Origin of the sequence: Prosthecochloris marina, from assembly GCF_003182595.1 — a bacterium.
Lineage (GTDB): Bacteria > Bacteroidota > Chlorobiia > Chlorobiales > Chlorobiaceae > Prosthecochloris > Prosthecochloris marina.
This window is the reverse complement of sequence record NZ_PDNZ01000008.1, coordinates 44,949-66,486: the sequence shown is the minus strand read 5'-3', so window position 1 is coordinate 66,486 and position 21,538 is coordinate 44,949. Positions and strand designations below refer to the sequence as shown.

The following is a 21,538-nucleotide window of genomic DNA, read 5'->3' as shown; positions in this document are numbered from 1 at the left end:
TGTCTTGTAATGCCTGAAAGGTTGTTGATTCAGGCAAAAGAGATTTTATAGCAAAAGAGTAATCATGGAACTCAATGCTTTCTGGAAAATTATAAACCAGGTGCCGATTCTTCTGATCAAGTTTTACCGGTTGTACATCTCTCCCCTTTTAGGTCCGTCCTGTCGATTTTATCCTACCTGTTCAAATTATGCGCTTGAAGCGTTCAGGACTCATAATTTCTTTTATGCTCTTTGGCTGACTGTGTGGCGGGTGATACGCTGCAATCCTTTTTCCAAAGGGGGGTATGATCCAGTGCCGCTGTCCGGTGAAAAATTAAAATCTAAAGAAAGAGATAATGGATAAAAATTCTGTAATAGGACTTGTGCTGATAGGTTTGATCATGATTGTCTGGATGCAGTTCATGGCTCCGGAGAAAAAAGCCTTTCAAGACACTGCGGTGAATGATGTTGCCGTGGTTGATGAAGCAGGCGATGACAGTAACGGATCATCATCGGTCATGCAGGATAGCGGGAGCACCGACGCTTTCGGTGAATTTGCCGTAGCGGCTGAAGGTGAGGAAAAAACCATCACTGTTGACAACGAACTTTTCACAGCGGTGTTTTCCTCCCGTGGAGCTACTCTGAAATCAATGGTATTGAAAGACCATCTCAATTCGGACCGGGAACAGTTCGACCTGGTGAAAAATGCCGACAGCGGTGCACTGTCTCTGTTCTTCCAGACCCGTGACGGGAAGAAAATCGATACAAGAGACCTTTATTTTTCTACATCTGATCAGCAAAACGAAGTGGTCTTGACAGGAGATCAGTCTTATGCATTGACTTACAAGCTCGATATCTCGTCCGAAAGAAGCATTATCATTACCTATACGTTTACCGGAGATAACTATGCTATAGGTTACGATGTACAGATGACCGGCTTCGAGGGGCTGCTGCCCGGTAACGAATATCAGCTTGAATGGGATGGTGGGTTGCTGCATTCCGAGAAAAATCATGATGACGAGGTGCAGAACTCTTGGGCGTCGGCCTATATGGGAGGGAGTCTTCTCAAGCTCGATGCCAGCGACTCTTCAAAAAACTATCGTGAAGAGCAGTCCGGTGTGGCTACGTGGATCGCGGTAAGAACGAAATATTTTGTGGCGGCATTGATTCCTTCTTCACCAACAGAAGGAGTGTTTTTGAGCGGAAGCCACAAGGCTGGTGACAAGTTTGAGGATTATACGGCAGCCCTGAAATTCTCGCTTCCGGCAGACGAGAAAACCTACAAAGAATCGCTGGTACTCTATGTTGGACCGATCGATTACAATGTGCTGCATTCTCTGGACGTGAATCTCGAAAAGATCATGGATTTCGGCTGGGACTGGTTGACCAGGCCATTTGCGGAGTACATTATTCTGCCGATCTTCAACCTGCTCAACAAGTTCATCAGCAATTACGGTCTGATCATCGTTATTTTTGCCCTGCTGATCAAACTGGTCACTTACCCGCTGACCATGGCGTCTACCAAGTCAATGAAAAAAATGGCTGCCCTGCAGCCGATGATGAAAGAGTTGCAGGAAAAGTACAAGGACAATCCTGCAAAAATGCAAAGTGAACTGGGCAGGATCTACAAGGAGGCAGGGGTTAATCCGTTAGGAGGATGTCTTCCTGTACTGCTTCAGATGCCGCTGCTTTTTGCAATGTTCTACGTGTTCCGTTCGTCCATAGAACTGCGTCAGCAGCCATTCCTTTGGGCTAAAGATCTTTCATTGCCTGACTCCATTCTGGATTTGGGATTCAGCATTCCGCTTTATGGGGATCATATCGCTTTATTTCCGATTCTCATGGGTGGAGCGGTCTATCTGCAGCAAAAGATTACCCCGACGACACAGACCAATGAGCAGATGAAAATCATGATGTACATTTTCCCGGTCATGATGCTGCTCTTTTTCAACAACCTCCCTGCTGGACTGGGGCTCTACTATCTGATGTTCAACGTGTTCAGTATCATCCAGACATATTATATCAATAAAACATCTTCTACGGATGATCTGCCGGAAATAGCTCCGGCCAAACCGGTTCAAAAGCAGCCGAAAAAGAAAAAAGGCGGCAAAAAACGATGAGCCGTTAATTGGTCGTCCCGGCATCGCATGGTGTCGGGACAGGGAACAAACGTATCTGCAGCAAGATGATACAGCTCTCGACACAATCCCTTGCAGTACTGTCAAGCCCGCGGATATTCTCTGCAATTGTCGTTCTTATCACAGCGCTGTTCATCATCTGTCGCAGAGGTTGGGACGGCGCGGCAATTCTTTCTCTTGTTCTCACTGCCGGCATTGTTTCTGAATCGATGCTTTCAGCGTTGACCGGATCAGTGCTACAGGAGATCGGTTTGTCATGCCCTTACGGTACTGCAGCATATGCCGCGGCAGCGGTCATCGTCTATATTTTTTTCAGCCGGAGCACGGTTGCTGATACGTTGTTCACTGCTCTTTTCCTGCTTTTGAGCGCTCTGCTTGCCGTTTCAGGGATTTTTGCCGGGATGTATTCTCCAGGAGCCGCTGCCGTGGGGATTCTGGTTGGGATTGCCTCTTCAGGGTTGGTGTATACTGCCGTGGTTTCGATGGTGAAATACTATCTCAGTATGGGCAGGTGACACCGGTGTCATCAAGCAGTGACAGGATGTTTGTTGGTCGGAAAAGAGAATTATAACGTAATGTGACATATTTGGTTGCAAGATGGCACAATACTGGGGTATAGACCTTGGGGGAACAAAAATAGAGGGAGTCGTCCTCGATGAAAGCAAGAAGCCTCTTGTCCGTCTGAGGATTCCAACGGAAGCATCCGGAGGGTACCGCCATATACTTTCACGAGTGCAAAAGCTTTTACAGATGATGGCTGATGAATGCGGTTTTACGTTGCCGTCAGTTGTAGGAATAGGTACTCCCGGCCGGATTGACGTGAACACCGGCCTTTTGAAAAATTCCAACACGGTATGTCTTAACGGCAAGCCGGTGCAGGTCGATTTTCAGGAACTGCTCCGGGCAGAGGTGGTGATCGAAAATGATGCGAACTCTTTCGCGCTTGCGGAATCTCTCTTCGGCGCAGGAAGAAAAACAATGCGTCAGGGGACAGGCATCGCTTTCGGAATCATTCTCGGTACCGGTGTGGGTGGAGGAATTGTCTGCGGTGAAACGGTTGTTCACGGAGCGCATGGAATTGCAGGAGAGTGGGGTCATAACGAACTTTTGCCGGATGGAGAATTGTGCTACTGTGGAAGAAAAGGGTGTGTGGAAACCGTATTGTCGGGGCCGGCACTCGAACGGTTCTATACCATACGGTCGGGAGGGATGTGGAAATCCCTCAAAGAGATCGCAGCGACTGCCGAAGCTGATCAGGCCGCCGGGGAGACGATCGAACGTTTGCTGAAAGGGTTCGGTAAAGCGATCGCTCAGGTAATCAATATCCTCGATCCCCATATCATTATTGTCGGTGGCGGTGTGAGCAACGTCGAGGCGCTCTACTCCCCTGTTGCCCGTCGTGAGATAGAAAGACATCTGTTCAACGGTACACTCGATATTCCGGTTGTGCGTCCGCAGCTCGGAGACAGTGCCGGCGTTATCGGAGCGGCCTTGTTAACTGTAGGAACGTGTTGATGAAAGATAAAAGTTTAAAAGAGTTGTATAGAAAAGGAGAAACGATTGAGCTGACAATCTCCGATATAGCGGAAAAGGACCAGTGTTTCGGGAGGCTTGAAAACGGCACCGCGGCTCTTGTAAAGGGAATGCTGGCTGTGGGAGACTGGATTAGCGCAACCATAACCAAAATCAGGCCTACCTATATCGAGGCCGTGCTTGACAGGATTTTGTCACCTTCGGCTGACAGGATCGAGCCCGAATGTCCGGTTTTCGGTGTTTGCGGAGGATGCAAGTGGATGCATGTGAGTTATGACGCTCAGCTCCGCTATAAACAAAAGAAAGTGCATGATGCGCTCGTTCATATCGGTAGTGTGGAGGATATGCCGGTCAACCCGGCTCTGCCTGCTCCTGGTATCACGCATTACCGGAACAAGGTTGAATTTTCCTGTTCCAGCAAGCGGTATCTGATGCCGGAAGAATTGAAAATGGACGTTCTCGAAAAGCCCAAAGATTTTGCGCTTGGATTCCATGCGCCGGGAAATTTTGAAAAGGTTCTCGAGATAGACCGCTGCTACCTTGCCAAGGAGTGTATGAACAGCGCACTTCGGGTTACCAGAGAGTTTGCGCAAGAGTACGGTCTGGAGCCCCATGCGGTAAGGGAACATAAAGGGTTTTTAAGAAACCTTATGCTGCGCTACAGCGAAGAACAGAATGTACTCATGGTCAACCTCGTGACTTCATGGTACGATGCCGGTCTCATGGAAGCGTACCGCGATCGTCTTCTGTCTTCTATGCCGCAACAACCAATGACTGTCGTCAACAATGTCACGTCACGGAAAAATACGGTTGCGGTCGGTGAGAAAGAGTATGTCATTTACGGTGAAGGGGTTGTCCAGGAGCGTCTGGGCGACCTGCACTTCCGGATATCCGCCAACTCTTTTTTCCAGACAAACACAAAACAGGCAGAAACCCTCTATGAGGGTATCATGACTATGGCCGGGTTGAGGGAAGATGATACGGTCTATGATCTTTATTGTGGAACCGGCACCATTACACTCTATCTTGCCGAGCGCTGCCGTCGGGCGGTAGGTCTGGAAATCGTGGAAAGTTCACTGGCAGATGCCGCGGAAAACGCCTCCCGAAACGGCGTTACCAATGCCTCGTTTTATGGCTTGGATCTGAAGGATTTTCATACTGTACTCGGTACGCTGGAGGAGTTCGGGTTACCAAGGGTGATTGTCACGGATCCACCAAGGGCGGGTATGCACCCGAAAGCGTTGAAGACCATGATTCGGCTCCAGCCCGAAACAATCGTCTATGTGAGCTGTAACCCTGCCAACCTTGCACGTGATGCAAAGGAGATCATCGCCTCGGGTTATCGGCTTGAGGAGGTCCAACCGGTCGATATGTTCCCGCATACGAGTCATATCGAGACGCTGGCGTGCTTCAGAAGAACAGTGTAAGGATTGTTGACTCGTTGATTTGTTGAACTGTTGGTCTGAACGCTCTCGGAAAAACCGTCGCGAGAAGTTCCGGGAGCAAGGCGAACGGAGTGCAGGAACCGGAGTGTACAAATAGTACATGAGGATTCCGAGCACCGCTCAATGCAGCTATCGAATCTCTTAGCAGGTTGTTCCGGGAGTGTAAACGGAAGGTAAAGGTCAAAAGTAAAAAGCATTCCTTTCATTCCTCGCAGATGATGTTTACTTTTGCGGCGCTTGTGATCGCTTGCTTTTTGATGGCTTCGACATCGCTTTCTGGATCGCCGGATGCAAGGGCTACGCCCATTCGCCGGTAGGGACGGGCTGATGGCTTGCCGAAAATGCGGATATCTGTCCCCGGCAGGGCAAGAGCTTCTTCCAGACCGCTGAAACGAGGCATGTTTCCCTCCATCTCGGCCAGGATGACCGCGCTGGCCCCGGCACGCATCAGAGAAATCTCCGGTACCGGCAAGCCCAGGATCGCCCTGGCGTGCAGTTCGAACTCCGAAAGGTTCTGGGTCCCGACGAGAGTCACCATGCCGGTATCATGAGGACGCGGGGAAAGTTCCGAGAAATAAAGGCCTTCATCGGAAAGAAAAAACTCTACACCCCAGATACCGGCTCCGCCGAGGGATCGGGTGACCTTTTCAGCCATTTCCTGCGCTTCCATCAAAAGAGTTTCGCTGATACGGCAGGGCTGCCAGCTTTCCTGGTAATCGCCTCTTTCCTGGCGGTGTCCGATAGGCGGGCAGAAGAGCGTCGGACCGTTTTTCTGTGTTACGGTCAGGAGAGTGATTTCGGTATGGAACGGAATGAACGATTCAACGATCACTTCGGCGATATCTCCCCGCTTCGCGCTTTGCGAATAGCTCCATGCATTCTCGATATCCGATGTGCTTCTGATGATTGATTGTCCCTTGCCAGATGAACTCATCAGGGGTTTGACCACTGAGGGCAGACCGATATTTTCTACGGCTGATATCAGTTCTTCCAATGATGCGGCGTAACGGTACCGTGCTGTTCTCAGGCCAAGTTCGGCCGCAGCCAGGTCGCGGATGGCTTTACGGTTCATGGTAAAGTTTGCAGCGCGGGCCGACGGAACCACCTGAATGCCCTGTTTCTCGTAGCAATAGAACCGTTCAGTGCGGATTGCCTCTATCTCGGGCACAACGATATCCGGCTTGTGCTTCGCAACCAGAGCATCGAGAGCGTTGCCGTCGAGCATGTCGATAACCTCCCGTTCATCGGCTACCTGCTGTGCAGGCGCATCGTTGTAACTGTCAACCGCGACAACATGTTGGCCGAGACGTTGTACGGCAATAACAAACTCTTTTCCCAATTCCCCGCTGCCAAGCAGCATGATTTTCTTTGGCGTGGTCATGATAGAGGCTCAAATGAACGGTTTATGCCTTGTAGAGCAAATGTTACGGTTTCCTGAAGGGTATCAATATACAACATGGGCGTCGGGATGAAAACACGGGGAGCATTGTCGCTGCCGCGGGTAAGGAATTATTGGCTTTGCTTGCCTGTTGAGAGAAAAAAAGGAGCAGAGATCATGCAGATAGAACATTCGGTTTTCATCAAGCGTCCGCTTGCGGAGGTTGAGGCATACCTCACCGATATATCCAACGACAGCGAGTGGCAGGAAGATGTCATGGAATCGGCGATCACAACAGAAGGAGGTATAGGTGAAGGAACGGCAGGTTACGAAGTTCGCAGTGTCATGGGGTTCCCGATGCGGACGGAATGGATCGTTACCGGCCACAATCCCGGAAAATCGTACACTTTTGCGAGCAGGGAAAGTATTATCCCTTATGAAGGGACTGTGGAGTTTTCCGCTGAATCCGGAGGCACCAGGGTGGCTTACCGCTTTACCATGAAACCGGAAGGAGTGCTCGGGGTGCTTGATCCGCTGATTGCGTTTGCCTTTACTCCTCGCTTCCGCGAGAACCTTGAAAACCTTCGTGCTCTTCTGGAGAGTCGGGCATGAGAACGGGAGGGACACTATGCAAGCAGGCAGAAAACCGCATGAAAAACTGGAGGACTACCGATACTTTCTCAAAGACAGCATTCGTCAGGAAATCAATTTCACACAAACTGCCCAGAGCCGCAGGCTTCCAGCTCCTCCACTGCAGAAACCCTGTCATGGAGATACGGTCCGAATCGATCTGCCCGAAGGCCTTCGTTCATTACGGTACTGCTGTCGAGTTCCGGTTGGCGAGGCAATCATGGAACGTGAAAGCGTGCGTTTCTACAGCGACGAAGCCCTTACCCTCGAAGAGCTGTCCGCACTGCTCTGGGCGACACAGGGAGTCCGCCATGTGCTGAGCGAAGAGTGCGCCTTGCGAACCGTCCCGTCCGCCGGGGCCCGGCATTCTTTCGAGACATATATTGCTGTAAGCCATGTAGAAGAATTGCCTGCCGGGCTCTATCGCTACCTGCCTTTCGACCATCAGCTGTTGCAGCTTTTTCTCGATGAGAAAATAGACGACAAGGCCTCATGGGCCTGCATGGCACAGCGCTTCGTTGCCGGTGCCGCTGTAACCTTTTTCTGGACAACGATTCCTGCCCGCATGGAGTGGCGTTATGACCTAGCGACCCACAAAGTGATCGCCCTTGACGCCGGGCACGTCTGCCAGAACCTCTACCTCGCCTGCACCGCCCTCGGCGCAGGAACCTGCGCCATAGCCGCCTATGATCAAGCCGAATGCGACCGTCTGCTCGGGGTTGATGGGGAGGAGGAGTTTACAGTGTATATCGCACCGGTAGGGAAGTTATGAAGCCTTCATGAAACTTGGTCTTTTTATTTTCTACAACAGTCAACCAAATGAAGTATTCTGCTGTCTATTCTTATTCCGCAGAATGATTTTTTAGGAAAAAGCAAAAATACAAAAACAACGTTTCTGTGTTTTTTTTCTTGATTGGTCTTGTTTTAATGGCTATTTTTACAAAAATAACGTTTCAGAGAAATAGGGCTGTTGGAGATGGTGCGTTTAAAAGAGGTGGTGACAGTGCAAACGGGATACTCGTTCAGGTCTCGACTCGATACTTCCGAAAAGGGTAATGTTGCGGTTATCCAGATGAAGGATCTTCGTGATGATAACAATACGGTTGATTGCAAGAATCTGGTCAGGATCGATATGGATCGGGTGAAAGAGCACCATTTTGCTCGAAAAGGTGATCTGGTTTTCAGGTCCCGCGGGTTGGTCACGACGTCGGCTGTTCTTCTTGAAGATCCGGGCAGGGCGGTTGTTGCTGCTCCGTTGTTAAGAATAAGGATCAATGATTGCGACATGGTTTTGCCGGAGTATCTGAACTGGTATATAGGCCAGCGAGAAGTGCAGTTATTCCTCGACAGCAGGGCAAAAGGCACGTTTCAGAAAATGATCGGAAAAGAGGCGATAGAAGATCTTGAGGTTTTCTTGCCGGTTCTCGAAAAGCAGAAATGCATTGTTGAGGTGGCTAAGCTGTCAGACCATGAGCAAGCATTGCTCCATGAGATTGCAGAAAAAAAGGATCAGTATATATCAGCAGTACTAATGCAGTTGGCAAAAGGAGAAACATAATGATTGGTATGATCGATCAGAAGAAAATCAATACTGCGGCATGGGCAGCGTGTGATACCTTCAGAGGGGTTGTTGACCCGGCACAATATAAGGATTACATCCTTGTGATGCTTTTTCTGAAATATATTTCCGATGTCTGGGAAGACCACTACGAGGAATACAGGGAATTATATGGGGATGATGATGCACGTATCCTTCGCAAGCTTGAACGAGAGCGTTTCGTTCTTCCTATGGTACAACTGACTGAAAAGAACATTTTGACCGGGGAGGAGACGTTACTGGATGAATTTCCTGCTACATACTACAGCCTTTACGAGCGTAGATCGGCGGCAAATATCGGTGAACTGATCAATATTACTCTCGATCATATCGAGGAACAGAATAAGGCCAAGCTCGAAGGGGTTTTCCGGAATATCGATTTCAACAGCGAAGCCAATCTCGGCAAGACCAAGGACCGTAACCGTCGTCTGAAACAGTTGCTGGAGGATTTCCACAAAGCCGAGCTCGATATGCGTCCCAGCCGTGTTTCTGAAGATGTGATCGGCAACACCTATATCTATTTGATCGAGCGTTTTGCCTCTGATTCAGGTAAAAAAGCTGGAGAGTTTTTTACCCCATTCAAGGTCAGCGAACTTGTCGCGAAGCTTGCGGTTCCGAAACCTGGCGACCGCATTTGTGATCCGGCCTGCGGCTCCGGCGGCTTGTTGATCAAGGCTGCAAAAGAGGTCGGTGATCGTGATTTCGCCCTTTTCGGACAGGAGTCGAACGGAAGCACATGGGCGCTTTGCCGTATGAACATGTTTTTGCACAGTTTCGACAGCGCACGCATTGAATGGTGTGATACGCTGAATAGCCCGCTGCTGGTCGAGAACGATCGCCTGATGAAATTCAACTGCGTCGTGGCCAATCCGCCGTTCTCTCTGGACAAGTGGGGCGCGGAGAATGCCGAATCCGACCAATTCAACCGATTCTGGCGCGGTGTTCCTCCCAAAAGTAAAGCGGATTGGGCGTTTATTACGCACATGGTCGATACTGCTTTGGAAAAGGAAGGAAGAGTTGCGGTTGTCGTGCCACATGGCGTTCTGTTCAGAGGCGCCGCTGAAGGTCGTATCCGCCGGAAAATGATAGAAGAAAACCTGCTCGACGCGGTGATCGGTTTACCCGGCAACCTGTTTCAGACCACCAATATTCCCGTGGCGATTCTGGTGTTCGACCGCTCGCGTGAAAAAGGCGGACCACAGGAGGATTGCAAGGATGTCCTGTTCGTTGATGCAAGCCGGGAGTTTGTCTCCGGGAAAAACCAGAATACCCTCTCCGACGAGCATATCGAGAAAATTATACGGACCTACAGAGAGTGCAAAGATGTCGAAAAATATGCGCATGTCGCTGATGTTGCGGAGATAAAGGAGAATGACTTCAACCTCAATATTCCCCGGTATGTGGACACCTTCGAGGAGGAAGAGGAGATTGATATCGATGCGGTACAGCGGGAAATTGAACTGCTCGAAAAGGAGTTGGTCGAGGTGCGGAAGCAAATGTCGATCAAGCTGAAGGAGATTCAGAGATGAGCAGAAGTAATAAAATCAATGTGTTGAGCACTGAGGTGAGGGTGCAGGCGATTGACAGGGGCGATTACATCTCGCTGACGGATATCGCCAAATACAGAAATGCAGATGATCCGCGATTTATCATTCAAAACTGGATGCGGACACGCTTTACAGTCGAGTTTTTAGGGATATGGGAACAGTTACATAACACTGATTTTAACCGTGTCGAATTCGAGGCGGTTAAAAACGAGTCAGGCCGAAATGCATTTGTGATGACTCCTGCCAAATGGGTAGAAATTACAGGAGCCATTGGTGTTTTCTCTAAAGCTGGGAGGTATGGGGGAACGTATGCTCACAAGGACATTGCTTTTGAATTCGCTTCCTGGGTCTCTGTCGAGTTCAAGCTCTATCTGATCAAGGAGTTCCAGCGGCTCAAGGATTTGGAGCAGCAACAGCTTGGCTGGGACATTCGCCGGAACCTGACCAAAATAAACTACCGCATTCATACCGATGCCATCAGGGAACACCTGATCCCTCAGGAGTTGAGCAGGGAACAGATCAATCTGCTCTATGCTTCCGAAGCGGATCTGCTGAACATGGCGCTCTTCGGTAAAACCGCCAAACAGTGGCGGGATGAAAACCCCCGAGAAAAAGGCAATATCCGCGACTTTGCCGATGTTTCTCAGCTCTTATGCCTTGCGAATCTCGAAAATCTGAACGCGCATTTTATCAGGGAAGGGATGAACCAGCCGGACAGACTCGAAAAGCTCAACCAGATCGCCATTCAGCAGATGCGGCTGCTGGTCGAGGACAGAAGGGTGAAGAAGATGGGTAAGGAGGGCAGCAATGAATAAATATAGGCGTGTTGTCCTCGGAGATATCGCTAAAATTTCATCAGGAGGTACTCCATCAAGATCAAACCCAGAATACTGGGATGGCAATATTCCATGGGTCAAAACAGCACAGATTCAAAATCGTATTATTAATGAAGAGAGTGTTGATGAATGGATAACGGAAGAAGGCTTACATGAGTCGTCAGCTAAAATTATATCAGCCGAGACGATTTTAATGGCTATGTATGGCCAAGGTAAAACTAGAGGGCAAATAGGGATTCTTACTTTTGATGCATCAATAAATCAGGCATGTGCAGCGATAGAGCTAAAGAAAGGCGTTTACAGGGATTATATCTATCAAGCTTTACTCGCCAATTATTCTCGGATAAGAAATATGAGTAATAGCGGAGGGCAAGCGAACCTTAGCGCGACATTGATAAAGGAAATTCCTGTAATGCTGCCTTCATTTGCCGAGCAAAAAGCTATTGCTGATTTGCTGTTTACTTGGGATCAGGCCATAGAGAAAACCGAACGGTTGATTCGGGCGAAGGAAAGGCAGTTAGATGCTTATGCAAGAAATTTATTTGACCGGCGAAATGACGGGAAATATGATGGCTGGAAAGTCGTAGAACTAAAGATGGTCCTTACCGAACACGGTGATAAGAGTATAGGCATCGAAGAAGTTTATTCCGTTTCTGTACATAAAGGGCTGGTTAATCAGGTCGAACATTTGGGACGCTCCTTTTCGGCAGCAAATACAGACAACTATAACCGAGTTCATTTTGGTGATATTGTCTACACAAAGAGCCCAACCGGTGACTTTCCTTTGGGAATAGTGAAGCAAAGTTACGCGGTAAAGGATGTTATTGTTTCGCCACTTTATGGGGTCTTCACGCCAAAGACATTCAACCTTGGCATTGTCCTTGACTTCTATTTCAGTTCTCCAGCGCGGGCACGGAATTACCTGTTTCCAATAGTACAAAAGGGCGCAAAAAACACCATTGCTATAACGAACAAGACATTCTTGAGTAATACTCTCCACCTGCCGGTTGATGAGCAGGCACAAAAGGAGGTTGCTGAATTCGTATCTGCTGCAAGAAAAGAAATCGATCTGCTGAAAAAGCTTGCAGATAAATACAAAACCCAGAAAAGTGGTCTAATGCAGAAGATGCTGACAGGTGAATGGAAGGTGAAACCGGAAATCGTTAATCAATACATGGAGGTATAATTATGGCAAGAGGGAAAAATCAACATGTAGTGAAGCATCCTGACGGATGGGCGGTCAAGGGTGCAGGTAACAGCAGAGCTACGAAAGTGACCAGAACGCAGAGGGAGGCGATTGAGGCAGCTGAAAATATCGCCAGAAACCAGCAGTCGGACACCAAGATTCATGGTCAAAACGGAAGAATCAGGGCCGGTAACAGTTACGGAAACGATTCCTGTCCTCCGAAGGATAAGAAATAAGCGAAGCTAATGGCAAAAAAGCATACTGTATTTGCTATCGTCTATGATTTCGATGGCACTTTAGCTAAAGGGAATATTCAGGAGAATTCCTTTATCCCTGATCTCGGCATCAAAAAGTCTGATTTCTGGAAAGAGGTAAAAAAACTTACCAAGGAACATGAGATGGATGAGATATTGGCATACATGTTCCTGCTTATTGAAAAGGCCAAGAATCATGGAGAAGTGAAATTCGACAGAGACAGTTTGAAAGCACATGGGAGAGATGTCTCCTACTTCGAGGGTGTAGAGGATTACTTTCTCCGCATCAACAAGTATGCTCGTTCAAAACAGATCAAGTTGGGGCATTACATTATTTCGTCCGGAACCAAGGAGATGATAGAAGGGACAACGATTGCCAAATATTTCAAAACGATATATGCTTCCAGCTTCAAATATGATCAGCACAATGTTCCGCAATGGCCGGCAATTGTGCTCAACTATACCACGAAAACCCAGTTTCTTTTCCGCATAAACAAGGGTATTGACAACGCATGGGATAATTCAAAAATCAATACCTATGTGCCTAAAGAAAAAAGGCATGTACCATTCGAGCGAATGATATACATCGGAGATGGGTTGACTGATGTGCCTGCTATGAAGCTGGTCAAAGATCAAGGAGGTACTTCCATTGGGGTTTATGCACCGAAGAGCAGGAAAAAGACTGAGGTTGAAAAGCTGTTAGGCGAGGGGCGGGTCTCATATGTGGCTCCCGCAAACTATTCTGATGGGGCTGAACTGGATCAAATCATTAAAGCAACCCTTGATCAGGTATCAGCAAAAGCGTCCGTTCAGAAGTTTGCGAACAAGATAAGTAGATGAAGTCTCCATGTATGATTTTGCCTGTTTTGTCTGCCCTTTCAGAGCCTTCCGGGGTTAAAAAAAGAACTCAATAGATGAACAACTCTGAATTTCTGATTTATCAGGTATCTGACGGACAGATCAAGATTGATGTCAGGCTGGAGGACGAAACAGTATGGCTGACGCAGGCGCATTTGTGCGATCTTTTCCAGAAGTCCAAAGCGACGATCAGTGAACATATCAAGCACATTTTTGAAGAGGGTGAACTGATCGAAACTTCAGTTGTTCGGAAATTCCGAACAACTGCTTCTGATGGTAAAATCTATGATGTTCAGTACTACAACCTTGATGTTATCATTTCTGTAGGGTACCGGGTGAAGTCGCATCAGGGTACGCAGTTCCGGATTTGGGCTACCCAGCGCCTGAAAGAGTTGGAGAATGATGGGGAGAGGAAATGAGTGATTTTCAGATGAACGAGAAGCATCTGTCGCAAATTCCGGCTTTGCAACTGCTGATCGGGCTCGGCTATGACTATCTGACTCCGGCAGAAGCGCTCCGTGAACGGCAGCAGAGGACGTCCAATGTGCTCCTGGAAAACATTCTGCGTAATAAGCTCAAGGAAATCAACCGTATACGATACAAGGGTGGTGAGTACCTGTTCAGTGAAGAGAATATTCAGTCGGCCATCCAGGAACTCAAGAATATCAAGTACGACGGCCTGCAGAAAACCAATGAGGCGGTGTACGATCTCATTACCCTCGGCACGGCCATGGAGCAGACCATAGAGGGTAACTCGAAAAGTTTCAACCTGAATTATGTAGATTGGCGAAATCCCGAACGGAACGCGTATCACGTGACGGTTGAATACAGCGTCGAGCGTTCCCGAAGCCCGGAAACGGTCCGGCCCGATATCGTTCTTTTCGTCAACGGCATTCCTTTCTCTGTCATCGAGTGCAAATCTCCGCAGATCGAAGTTGATCAGGCAGTATCCCAGTCGATCAGGAACCAGAATGACGATTATATCCCGAAGTTGTTCATCTATAGCCAATTGCTGCTCGCGCTCAACAAGAACAGCGCTATGTTTGCGACAGCAGGAACCGCTGCCAGGTTTTGGAGTGTCTGGAAGGAACCCTTGATGGATAAGGGGGAAAGAGCGCTCGAAAAGCTTCAGGAAATCGTCAACAAGCTGCTGGGTGAAGATGTTGTTGCCAAAATAGCCCGCACTTTTGAAGTCCACCCGGATGCAATACAAAGCACACGACATGTCACGGAACAGGACAAGTCTCTTTATGCCCTTTGCCATCCTGAAAGGCTTCTGGAGTTGGTATGGAAGTTCACCGTTTTTGACGGTGGTTTGAAGAAAATCGCCCGGTATCAACAGTACTTCGTCATCAAGTCCACCCTGAACCGGATCAAACAGTTTACTCATAATGGCTCCCGTAAGGGTGGTGTGATCTGGCATACGCAGGGGTCGGGCAAATCCCTGACCATGGTGATGCTGGCCCGCAATCTGGCCCTCGATCCGGAAATATTGAATCCTCGTATCGTTCTCGTTACCGACCGGGACGATCTGGACAAGCAACTGGGAAATACCTTTACGGCTTGCGGCCTCGAAGCCAACCGGGCAACGTCAGGCAGGAACCTGCTGGAACTTGTGTCCGAAAAGAAGTCATGCATTGTTACGACGCTCATTCACAAGTTCGACAAGGCCTATGCCGTCAACAAGTATCGGGACGAGTCTTCCGATATCTTCGTGCTCGTTGATGAGAGCCACCGTACCCAGTTCGGTTCTTTTGCCGCTCGTATGCGCCAGATGTTTCCCAATGCCAGCTATCTCGGTTTTACCGGTACACCACTCTTGAGAAAAGAGAAAAACAACTTCACCAGATTCGGAGAACTGGTCGAACCTCATTATTCCATTTCACAGGCTGTCGAGGACGGCGCCGTCGTGCCTCTTTTATACGAAGGGCGGCATGTGGAGATGACCCAGAACAGGTCAGCTGTTGACCTATGGTTCGAACGGCATACGCAGGGACTGAGCAAGGAGCAGCAGGCGGATTTAAAACGCAAATACGCACGTGCCGAAACGCTGAACAAGGCTGACCAGGTCATTTACATGAGAGCCTTCGACATCAGTGAACACTATCGGAGTAACTGGCAGGGTACGGGATTCAAGGCCCAGCTTGTTGCCCCCGGCAAAGCTTCCGCACTGCAATACCATAACTGTCTGGAGGATATCGGTATGGTCAGTTCGGCGGTTGTCATTTCGCCTCCGGATATGCGTGAAGGATTTGAGGAGGCCGAAGACGAGCCGACCGACGAGGTTGTAAGATTCTGGCAGAAGATGATGAAGCGTTATGGAAGCGAAGAAGAGTATGCCAAGCAGCTCATCAACCAGTTCAAGCATGGTAGCGATCCGGAAATCCTGATTGTCGTTGACAAACTGTTGACTGGTTTCGATGCCCCGCGAAACGCCGTACTGTATCTGTGCCGCGTTCTCAGGGAGCATACATTATTGCAAGCGATTGCAAGGGTTAACCGGATACATGAAGGCAAGGAGTTCGGCTTTATCGTCGATTACGCAAATGTGCTTGGTGAGCTGGATAGGGCATTGACGCTGTATAGTGCGTTTGAAGGCTTCGACGAGGCCGATCTTGCAGGCACACTGACTTCGATCAACAACGAAATTGAAAAACTGCCTGATCGTTATTCGGATGTATGGGACATTTTCAAAACTGTCAGACATTCCTACGATGAAGAGGACTATGAGCTTTTGCTCGCAGATGACGAACTAAGGGAAGAATTTTATACACGTCTTGCCGAATTTGCTAAAACCCTCGTTATCGCGCTTTCATCCGAAAAGTTTTTGACCGAAACTGATCAAAAAACGCTTTCAAGATACAAGGTGGATCTCAGGAAGTTCCAGTCCCTGAAGGCATCGGTAAAACTCCGTTATGCCGAAGCAATCGATTACCGGGATTACGAGCCGAAGATCAAGAAGTTGCTTGACACTCATATTCAGGCAGATGAGGTTATTCAACTTAACGAACCGGTGAACATCTTCGACGACCATATGTTCAGTCAGGTAAAAGAGGAGCAGGGCGTCTATCACGACAAGAAAACCACAGCCTCAAAAGCCGATACCATCGCTCATGCAACGAAAAGAGCGATTACGGAAAAGATGGATGAAGATCCAGCGTTTTATCAAAAGTTCTCGCGGCTTATCCAGCAGGCAATCGAGGATTTCAGGGCTAAACGGATATCAGACCTGGAGTACCTGCACAAGGTTGTCGATATCCGGAATAAAGTTGTCGGCAAGGTTCATGATGATGTCCCTGAAAACCTTTCCGGGAACGAAGATGCCATGGCGTACTTCGGTGTGCTGAAACCATTGATCGAAAAAGACGATATGAATCCTCAACTCCTCGAGTCAGCTGCGGCTGATACTGCGAAAGTTGTACACGACATTCTGCTCAAACACAGGAAAGTTCATTTCTGGGATGACGAAGATGCTCAGAAACAAGCAATGAACGAGATCGACGATTTCCTCTATGATGAGGTGAAAACAAAAAGAGGTATCGCATTGTCGTTCGATCAAATGGATGAGATCATCTACAAGGTTATGCAGGTTGCCAAACACAGGCGTTAGATGATTGAGGCGGCAGTTCATAACGACAGGCGTTTTTTTGTCTATGGGCGCAAGACAATTGAGTACCGTCTTCTGTATCGTGAGAGAAGAACGATGGAGATAGCTGTTCACCCGGACAGTACGGTCATTGTAAAAGCTCCGATCAACACCACTATCGACTTGATCGAGAGCAAGTTGCGAAAAAGGGCTCGGTGGATACTCAGGCAATTGAGCTATTTCAGGCAGTTCGATCCGAGGACACCTGTTCGCTGTTACGTGAATGGTGAAACCCACCTCTATCTCGGCAGGCAATACCGTTTGAAACTGGCAGAGGGTACTGAAGATTCGGTCAAGCTGATCAGGGGCTGCTTTTATATCACTATGGATTCAACAACGCCGAATTCAGCAAGGAAACTTTTGGACAAGTGGTACCGTAAAAAAGCAGAGTTGCACTTCAGCGAGAGCATGGATCGCTGCTGGAAAAAATTCAGAGAACTTGATATCGAGAGGCCCGACATTTCAATCAGGAGAATGCGAACAAGGTGGGGCAGTCTTTCTGATAATGGAACAGTCACTCTCAATACCGATCTGATCAGAGCGCCGAAAGAGTGCATAGACTACGTTGTGACTCACGAGCTGTGCCATTTGAAACACCCTGACCACAGTCCTGAGTTTTATAAGTTGCTCGAATCCGTAAGCCCTGGCTGGGAAAAGATAAAGCACAAACTTGAGCTGAGTGTGGTGTGAAAATTTGAAAAACAGGGGGAAGTTCATAACTGCGTAAACAAATCAAAAACATCGATCAGACTACGAAGAGGGGGCATATATCTGGTAGGGAGAGCAAAAGGGAGGAAATCACGCTTCGGGTTTTCCTCCGCCTTTCACTTCCTCGAAATCCGCTTCGACGGCATCGGTGACCGGTGTTTCTTCCTGAACGAGTTCACCTTCCCATTCCATGAACTTGTCCAAGTCACGGTTGATCGATGCAAGGACTGCGGTGAGAACGGCGACATCGTCTGCAAACCCGAGGAGCGGGATGAAATCGAAGATTGCGTCGAACGGTGTGACGAAGTAAATGATCGCCGTAAAGGCAAGTATGATTGTTTGCCAGGGGATGACGCTGTACTCTTTGTTGAGCCAGCTTTTCAGCATGCGTAGCAGCGCCTGAAGCTTGTCGGTGATTTCCTGAAACTGCGATGAAGTTTTTTGTGCCGTTGCTTTGTTAAGCGCCGAATCAATGATTTGCTTCACTTTTTCAGGATTGCGCGCGACGTTTTCCGCTTTCTTTTTCGCCCGTTCAAATGCTTTTTCCCTTGCGTTCATCCTCGATCTCCTCTTCCCGCTAATGCTTACTTACTGCCTGCTTTCAATAACTTCTTTTTTTCCTCCTCGGTCAGGGACTCGTACCCTTGGCGGGATATTTTATCCAGAATCGCGTCGATTTCCTCTTCGCTAACCTGCAGGCCGGTTTCTTCCCTCTCTTTTTTATAAAGCTTCGGTCCGCTACGTTCGTCCTTTTTGGGAAAAGTTTTGTCAAGCCAATCGGAGAATGAAAAGCCCTGCTGACGGAACTTGATGTAAGTGAAGCCGACCACCATGCCGCCGAGGTGGGCGAAATGAGCGATATTGCTACCGCTGCCCATATTTGTATTGTTGATGCCCATCAGCAGCTCGATGGCAGCGTACCCTGCTACGAAATACTTTGCCTTGATCGGGAACAGAAAGTAGATAAAGATGTAGCGGTCGGGAAACATCATACCGAATGCGAGCAGGATACCGAAGACCGCCCCGGAGGCGCCAACGGTAGCATATTGACTGCCGATGGTCGTCAGGAGATTGATCAAGGCTGCCCCGATACCGCATATGAAGTAGTAGGCGGTGAACTCTTTCGTTCCCCAGTAGTTTTCTATCTCCGTGCCGAACAGCCAGAGGGCGATCATATTGAATAAAATGTGTGGGATACTACCATGCATGAACATGTAGGATACCAATTGCCAGATCTGAAACGTATACTCTCCTGAAGATGCTATAGGCCATAACGGGCCGAAATACTTCAAAATATTGCCGATGATAGGTGAGAACTCCAGGAAAAATATGGCAACGTTTATGAGGATAATGGTCTTTATTGCCGGGGGCATTACCTGGAACCCACCCGGGCTGTATGGTTGATTATAATTATTCATTCAGTACAAGTTCAACTCTTGGTTTTCATGTTTACTCTTACAAGGGGGTACAGCTGATCCTAATGCAGGCGAATTGTTAATCGTTCAGCGCTGCTATGCCGGGAAGAATTTTTCCTTCCAGGAACTCAAGACTCGCTCCCCCGCCGGTTGATATGTGGGTTATGCCGGATGCAAGTCCTGCTTTCATAACGGCGGCTGCGGAATCGCCTCCTCCCACGATGGAAATGGTGCCTTTCGCGGTTGCGTCGGCAAGTGCCTGTGCGATAGCTATGGTGCCTTTTGCAAATTTCTCGATCTCGAAGACGCCCATCGGTCCGTTCCAGATGACGGTTTTCGCCTGAAGAATCTCCCGTGAATAAGTGTCGATGGTTTGCGGTCCGATGTCCAGTCCCATCATATTGTCGGGAATGCCGTCAATAGGAACGGTGAGGGTTTCGGCATCGGCGGAAAACTCCGTCGCCGCAACAACATCTCCGGGAAGCAGCATCCTGATGTTGTTATCCCGCGCTGTTTGGAGCAAGTGCCCCGCAAGCTCTACCTTGTCTTCTTCAACCAATGATTTTCCGATGTTGTATCCCTGGGCCTTGAAAAAGGTGAAGATCATCGCCCCGCCGATAAGCACCGTATCGACTTTATCGAAAAGGTTTTCAAGCACATCGATTTTTCCTGAAATCTTCGCTCCCCCAAGAATGGCGAGAAACGGACGTTCCGGAGCGTTGAGTGCCTGTCCGAGATATTTCAGCTCTTTTTCGATAAGGTAGCCTGCAACCGATGGTTGGACGTAGTGACAGATTCCTTCGGTCGAGGCATGGGCACGGTGTGCCGTTCCAAACGCATCATTGACATAAATTTCTCCCATCGATGCCAGTTCACGGGCAAATTCAGGTTCGTTTTTTTCTTCTTCAGGATGGAACCTCAGGTTTTCAAGCAGCATGATTTCGCCATCCTGGAGAGCCAGTGCCTGCTGCATGGCTTCGGTACCGATACAGTCTCCGGCCATGACGACCGGGGCGTCGAGCAGTTCGGAAAGTCTTTTAGCTACAGGCGTCAGTGAGAGTTCCGGCACGACCTTGCCTTTTGGGCGGCCTAGATGCGACATGAGTATAAGCCTTCCGCCGGACTCCATTATTGTTTTTATCGATGGAAGTGCTTCTACAATGCGTTTGTCGTTCGTTATGTTTGCTTGATCATCGAGCGGTACATTGAAATCAACGCGCATGAGTACTCTGCGGCCTTTACATGAAATATCAGACAAGGTCTTTTTTTCCATTGTTCCGGGTTTCAATTTGAAGGGTTAAAAGGTTTTTTTGAAATATACATAATGTATGCTGCTGTTTTACAGTAGGTGGCAGGTTCATCTACGACTGGCACGGTACTTTCTTACGTTTTTTGCATGCTCGGCAGCAGTTTTTGCAAAATAGTGACCTCCGTTTCCGGTTGCAACAAAGTAAATGTATTCGGTTTCTGCCGGTTCCAGGACTGCCAGGATTGACAAGGCGCCAGGGCTGCAGATCGGTGCGGGGGGAAGCCCCTTGTATTTATAGGTGTTATAGGGAGAATCGACAGTGAGATCCTTGTAGAGCAGCCTGCCGGGTTTTCTGCCAAGCGCGTACTGCACCGTTGGATCGGCCTGGAGCTTCATATTTTTTTTCAGCCTGTTCAGATAGACTCCTGCAATGAGCGGCTTTTCTTCATCCAATGGCGTTTCGGCCTCGACGATGGATGCCAGGGTGAGTAGCTCCAGTTCATCAAAGCCTCTTTTGGTTGCAAGAGTTCGAAGGCTGTCAGTATAAAATGCTCGGAAACGTCCCACAAGGAAGCGGATAACCTCTTGAGAAGTGCTTGCCCAAGGGAAATTATAGGTTCCGGGGAAATAGTACCCTTCGAATGAACCGGCTTCGATTCCGAGTTCTTCAAGCAGTGCTTTGTCTCTTGAACTGTTCATGAAAGAAAGTGAATCGATATCGAGCTGCGAGGCGATGATTCCTGCGATTCTTTCCTCGCGTAATCCTTCCGGTATGAGTACCCGCTCTTCGTCCTGCGGATGGTGATGCAGATATGAGAGGAGTCCGTAGTTGGAAAGACCCGGTGGGATTGTGTAACGTCCAGGTTTGATCTGGCGGAGTTCAGGGAACAGCCAGGCCGTAATGAGCAGTGGCCTTTCGTTCCGGACAACTTCTTTGTCGGCAATGGTTGCGATGATCGAGCGAAGGCTTGCCCCTCTATGCACTACTATTTTTTCTTGCTGTACTTCTTTTTCGGATGTATTCCAGCCGGGCAGAAAAAAGAATGCAGCAAGAAACAACAAGGAAAGGGTAATAATGCTTGAAATGAAAAAGAAAAAACGGCTTGTGAGTGTGTCACGCATGAAACTGCCCCGAGAGG

Annotated in this window: 20 protein-coding genes and 1 pseudogene; 16 read left to right on the top strand and 5 right to left on the bottom strand. The window is 48.6% G+C overall.

Going from position 1 to position 21,538, the window contains the following annotated elements; genetic code table 11:
- Nucleotides 1-64: 64 nt before the first annotated feature.
- From yidD to rlmD, 5 genes are all read left to right on the top strand, one after another.
- Entirely contained in the window at nt 65-343 is a 279-nt protein-coding gene (gene yidD, locus CR164_RS11140) for a membrane protein insertion efficiency factor YidD (protein ID WP_110024075.1), read from the top strand.
- Nucleotides 336-2,099: a membrane protein insertase YidC gene (gene yidC, locus CR164_RS11135; RefSeq protein WP_110024074.1), complete on the top strand. Its 1,764-nt coding sequence runs from the start codon at nt 336-338 to the stop codon at nt 2,097-2,099. The genes yidD and yidC overlap by 8 nt, the downstream gene beginning before the upstream one ends.
- 8 nt (nt 2,100-2,107) lie before the next feature.
- Nucleotides 2,108-2,632 carry a hypothetical protein gene (locus CR164_RS11130; RefSeq protein ID WP_110024073.1) on the top strand — a complete coding sequence of 175 codons (525 nt, stop codon included), beginning with the start codon at nt 2,108-2,110 and terminating at the stop codon, nt 2,630-2,632.
- An 82-nt stretch (nt 2,633-2,714) separates the two neighbouring features.
- Nucleotides 2,715-3,632: an ROK family protein gene (locus CR164_RS11125; protein ID WP_110024072.1), complete on the top strand. Its 918-nt coding sequence runs from the start codon at nt 2,715-2,717 to the stop codon at nt 3,630-3,632.
- Nucleotides 3,632-5,077, top strand: coding sequence for a 23S rRNA (uracil(1939)-C(5))-methyltransferase RlmD (rlmD, locus tag CR164_RS11120; RefSeq protein WP_110024071.1), 1,446 nt, complete (start codon nt 3,632-3,634; stop codon nt 5,075-5,077). Before CR164_RS11125 ends, rlmD begins: the two co-directional genes overlap by 1 nt.
- A gap of 220 nt (nt 5,078-5,297) precedes the next feature.
- Here the strand turns inward: rlmD and purT are convergent, their stop codons facing one another.
- On the bottom strand, nt 5,298-6,476 hold the full coding sequence (gene purT, locus CR164_RS11115; protein ID WP_110024070.1) for a formate-dependent phosphoribosylglycinamide formyltransferase: 1,179 nt from the start codon (nt 6,474-6,476) through the stop codon (nt 5,298-5,300).
- A gap of 174 nt (nt 6,477-6,650) precedes the next feature.
- On the opposite strand from purT, the gene CR164_RS11110 reads away from it, so the two are divergent.
- The 11 genes and pseudogenes from CR164_RS11110 to CR164_RS11060 all read left to right on the top strand — a co-directional run bounded on the left by CR164_RS11110 (nt 6,651) and on the right by CR164_RS11060 (nt 17,717).
- Nucleotides 6,651-7,085, top strand: a complete 435-nt coding sequence (locus tag CR164_RS11110) for an SRPBCC family protein (RefSeq protein ID WP_110024119.1) — start codon at nt 6,651-6,653, stop codon at nt 7,083-7,085.
- 16 nt (nt 7,086-7,101) lie between these two features.
- Nucleotides 7,102-7,875 (top strand): SagB/ThcOx family dehydrogenase, encoded by a 774-nt coding sequence (locus CR164_RS11105; protein WP_110024069.1) that lies wholly within the window; start codon nt 7,102-7,104, stop codon nt 7,873-7,875.
- Nucleotides 7,876-8,079: 204 nt separating this feature from the next.
- Complete coding sequence (locus tag CR164_RS11100) at nt 8,080-8,661, top strand: restriction endonuclease subunit S (protein WP_110024068.1); 582 nt, start codon at nt 8,080-8,082, stop codon at nt 8,659-8,661.
- Complete coding sequence (locus CR164_RS11095; protein WP_110024067.1) at nt 8,661-10,229, top strand: type I restriction-modification system subunit M; 1,569 nt, start codon at nt 8,661-8,663, stop codon at nt 10,227-10,229. The genes CR164_RS11100 and CR164_RS11095 overlap by 1 nt, the downstream gene beginning before the upstream one ends.
- Nucleotides 10,226-11,062 carry a KilA-N domain-containing protein gene (locus CR164_RS11090; protein WP_110024066.1) on the top strand — a complete coding sequence of 279 codons (837 nt, stop codon included), beginning with the start codon at nt 10,226-10,228 and terminating at the stop codon, nt 11,060-11,062. The genes CR164_RS11095 and CR164_RS11090 overlap by 4 nt, the downstream gene beginning before the upstream one ends.
- On the top strand, nt 11,055-12,269 hold the full coding sequence (locus CR164_RS11085; protein WP_110024065.1) for a restriction endonuclease subunit S: 1,215 nt from the start codon (nt 11,055-11,057) through the stop codon (nt 12,267-12,269). Before CR164_RS11090 ends, CR164_RS11085 begins: the two co-directional genes overlap by 8 nt.
- A 2-nt stretch (nt 12,270-12,271) precedes the next feature.
- The gene (locus CR164_RS11080; protein ID WP_110024064.1) at nt 12,272-12,505 is read left to right on the top strand and encodes a DUF2188 domain-containing protein; all 234 of its coding nucleotides are present in this window, start codon (nt 12,272-12,274) and stop codon (nt 12,503-12,505) included.
- Between the two features lie 9 nt (nt 12,506-12,514).
- Nucleotides 12,515-13,363 carry an HAD family hydrolase gene (locus CR164_RS11075; RefSeq protein WP_110024063.1) on the top strand — a complete coding sequence of 283 codons (849 nt, stop codon included), beginning with the start codon at nt 12,515-12,517 and terminating at the stop codon, nt 13,361-13,363.
- Nucleotides 13,364-13,437: 74 nt separating this feature from the next.
- A pseudogene (locus tag CR164_RS11070) lies at nt 13,438-13,773 on the top strand (virulence RhuM family protein); the annotation flags it as partial.
- A gap of 23 nt (nt 13,774-13,796) precedes the next feature.
- Entirely contained in the window at nt 13,797-16,991 is a 3,195-nt protein-coding gene (locus CR164_RS11065) for a type I restriction endonuclease subunit R (RefSeq protein ID WP_110024061.1), read from the top strand.
- Nucleotides 16,992-17,717 (top strand): M48 family metallopeptidase, encoded by a 726-nt coding sequence (locus CR164_RS11060; protein WP_110024060.1) that lies wholly within the window; start codon nt 16,992-16,994, stop codon nt 17,715-17,717.
- A gap of 108 nt (nt 17,718-17,825) precedes the next feature.
- Here CR164_RS11060 and CR164_RS11055 read toward each other — a convergent pair whose 3' ends face one another.
- From CR164_RS11055 to mltG, 4 genes are all read right to left on the bottom strand, one after another.
- Entirely contained in the window at nt 17,826-18,293 is a 468-nt protein-coding gene (locus CR164_RS11055) for a YkvA family protein (protein ID WP_110024059.1), read from the bottom strand.
- A 26-nt stretch (nt 18,294-18,319) separates the two neighbouring features.
- Complete coding sequence (locus CR164_RS11050; protein WP_110024058.1) at nt 18,320-19,153, bottom strand: rhomboid family intramembrane serine protease; 834 nt, start codon at nt 19,151-19,153, stop codon at nt 18,320-18,322.
- A gap of 76 nt (nt 19,154-19,229) precedes the next feature.
- Complete coding sequence (locus CR164_RS11045) at nt 19,230-20,423, bottom strand: phosphoglycerate kinase (protein WP_110024057.1); 1,194 nt, start codon at nt 20,421-20,423, stop codon at nt 19,230-19,232.
- A gap of 84 nt (nt 20,424-20,507) precedes the next feature.
- Nucleotides 20,508-21,521: an endolytic transglycosylase MltG gene (gene mltG / locus CR164_RS11040; protein ID WP_110024118.1), complete on the bottom strand. Its 1,014-nt coding sequence runs from the start codon at nt 21,519-21,521 to the stop codon at nt 20,508-20,510.
- Nucleotides 21,522-21,538: the final 17 nt, after the last annotated feature.

What these genes read in the sequence shown, in the direction of transcription:
- CR164_RS11065 (WP_110024061.1), top strand. Translation starts at nt 13,797, where the DNA reads ATGAGTGATTTTCAGATGAACGAGAAGCATCTGTCGCAAATTCCGGCT.
- purT (WP_110024070.1), bottom strand. Translation starts at nt 6,476, where the DNA reads ATGACCACGCCAAAGAAAATCATGCTGCTTGGCAGCGGGGAATTGGGA.
- mltG (WP_110024118.1), bottom strand. Translation starts at nt 21,521, where the DNA reads ATGCGTGACACACTCACAAGCCGTTTTTTCTTTTTCATTTCAAGCATT.
- CR164_RS11055 (WP_110024059.1), bottom strand. Translation starts at nt 18,293, where the DNA reads ATGAACGCAAGGGAAAAAGCATTTGAACGGGCGAAAAAGAAAGCGGAA.
- CR164_RS11045 (WP_110024057.1), bottom strand. Translation starts at nt 20,423, where the DNA reads ATGGAAAAAAAGACCTTGTCTGATATTTCATGTAAAGGCCGCAGAGTA.
- CR164_RS11110 (WP_110024119.1), top strand. Translation starts at nt 6,651, where the DNA reads ATGCAGATAGAACATTCGGTTTTCATCAAGCGTCCGCTTGCGGAGGTT.
- yidD (WP_110024075.1), top strand. Translation starts at nt 65, where the DNA reads ATGGAACTCAATGCTTTCTGGAAAATTATAAACCAGGTGCCGATTCTT.
- CR164_RS11080 (WP_110024064.1), top strand. Translation starts at nt 12,272, where the DNA reads ATGGCAAGAGGGAAAAATCAACATGTAGTGAAGCATCCTGACGGATGG.
- CR164_RS11075 (WP_110024063.1), top strand. Translation starts at nt 12,515, where the DNA reads ATGGCAAAAAAGCATACTGTATTTGCTATCGTCTATGATTTCGATGGC.
- CR164_RS11060 (WP_110024060.1), top strand. Translation starts at nt 16,992, where the DNA reads ATGATTGAGGCGGCAGTTCATAACGACAGGCGTTTTTTTGTCTATGGG.
- CR164_RS11105 (WP_110024069.1), top strand. Translation starts at nt 7,102, where the DNA reads ATGCAAGCAGGCAGAAAACCGCATGAAAAACTGGAGGACTACCGATAC.
- rlmD (WP_110024071.1), top strand. Translation starts at nt 3,632, where the DNA reads ATGAAAGATAAAAGTTTAAAAGAGTTGTATAGAAAAGGAGAAACGATT.
- CR164_RS11100 (WP_110024068.1), top strand. Translation starts at nt 8,080, where the DNA reads ATGGTGCGTTTAAAAGAGGTGGTGACAGTGCAAACGGGATACTCGTTC.
- CR164_RS11085 (WP_110024065.1), top strand. Translation starts at nt 11,055, where the DNA reads ATGAATAAATATAGGCGTGTTGTCCTCGGAGATATCGCTAAAATTTCA.
- CR164_RS11090 (WP_110024066.1), top strand. Translation starts at nt 10,226, where the DNA reads ATGAGCAGAAGTAATAAAATCAATGTGTTGAGCACTGAGGTGAGGGTG.
- CR164_RS11050 (WP_110024058.1), bottom strand. Translation starts at nt 19,153, where the DNA reads ATGAATAATTATAATCAACCATACAGCCCGGGTGGGTTCCAGGTAATG.
- CR164_RS11125 (WP_110024072.1), top strand. Translation starts at nt 2,715, where the DNA reads ATGGCACAATACTGGGGTATAGACCTTGGGGGAACAAAAATAGAGGGA.
- yidC (WP_110024074.1), top strand. Translation starts at nt 336, where the DNA reads ATGGATAAAAATTCTGTAATAGGACTTGTGCTGATAGGTTTGATCATG.
- CR164_RS11095 (WP_110024067.1), top strand. Translation starts at nt 8,661, where the DNA reads ATGATTGGTATGATCGATCAGAAGAAAATCAATACTGCGGCATGGGCA.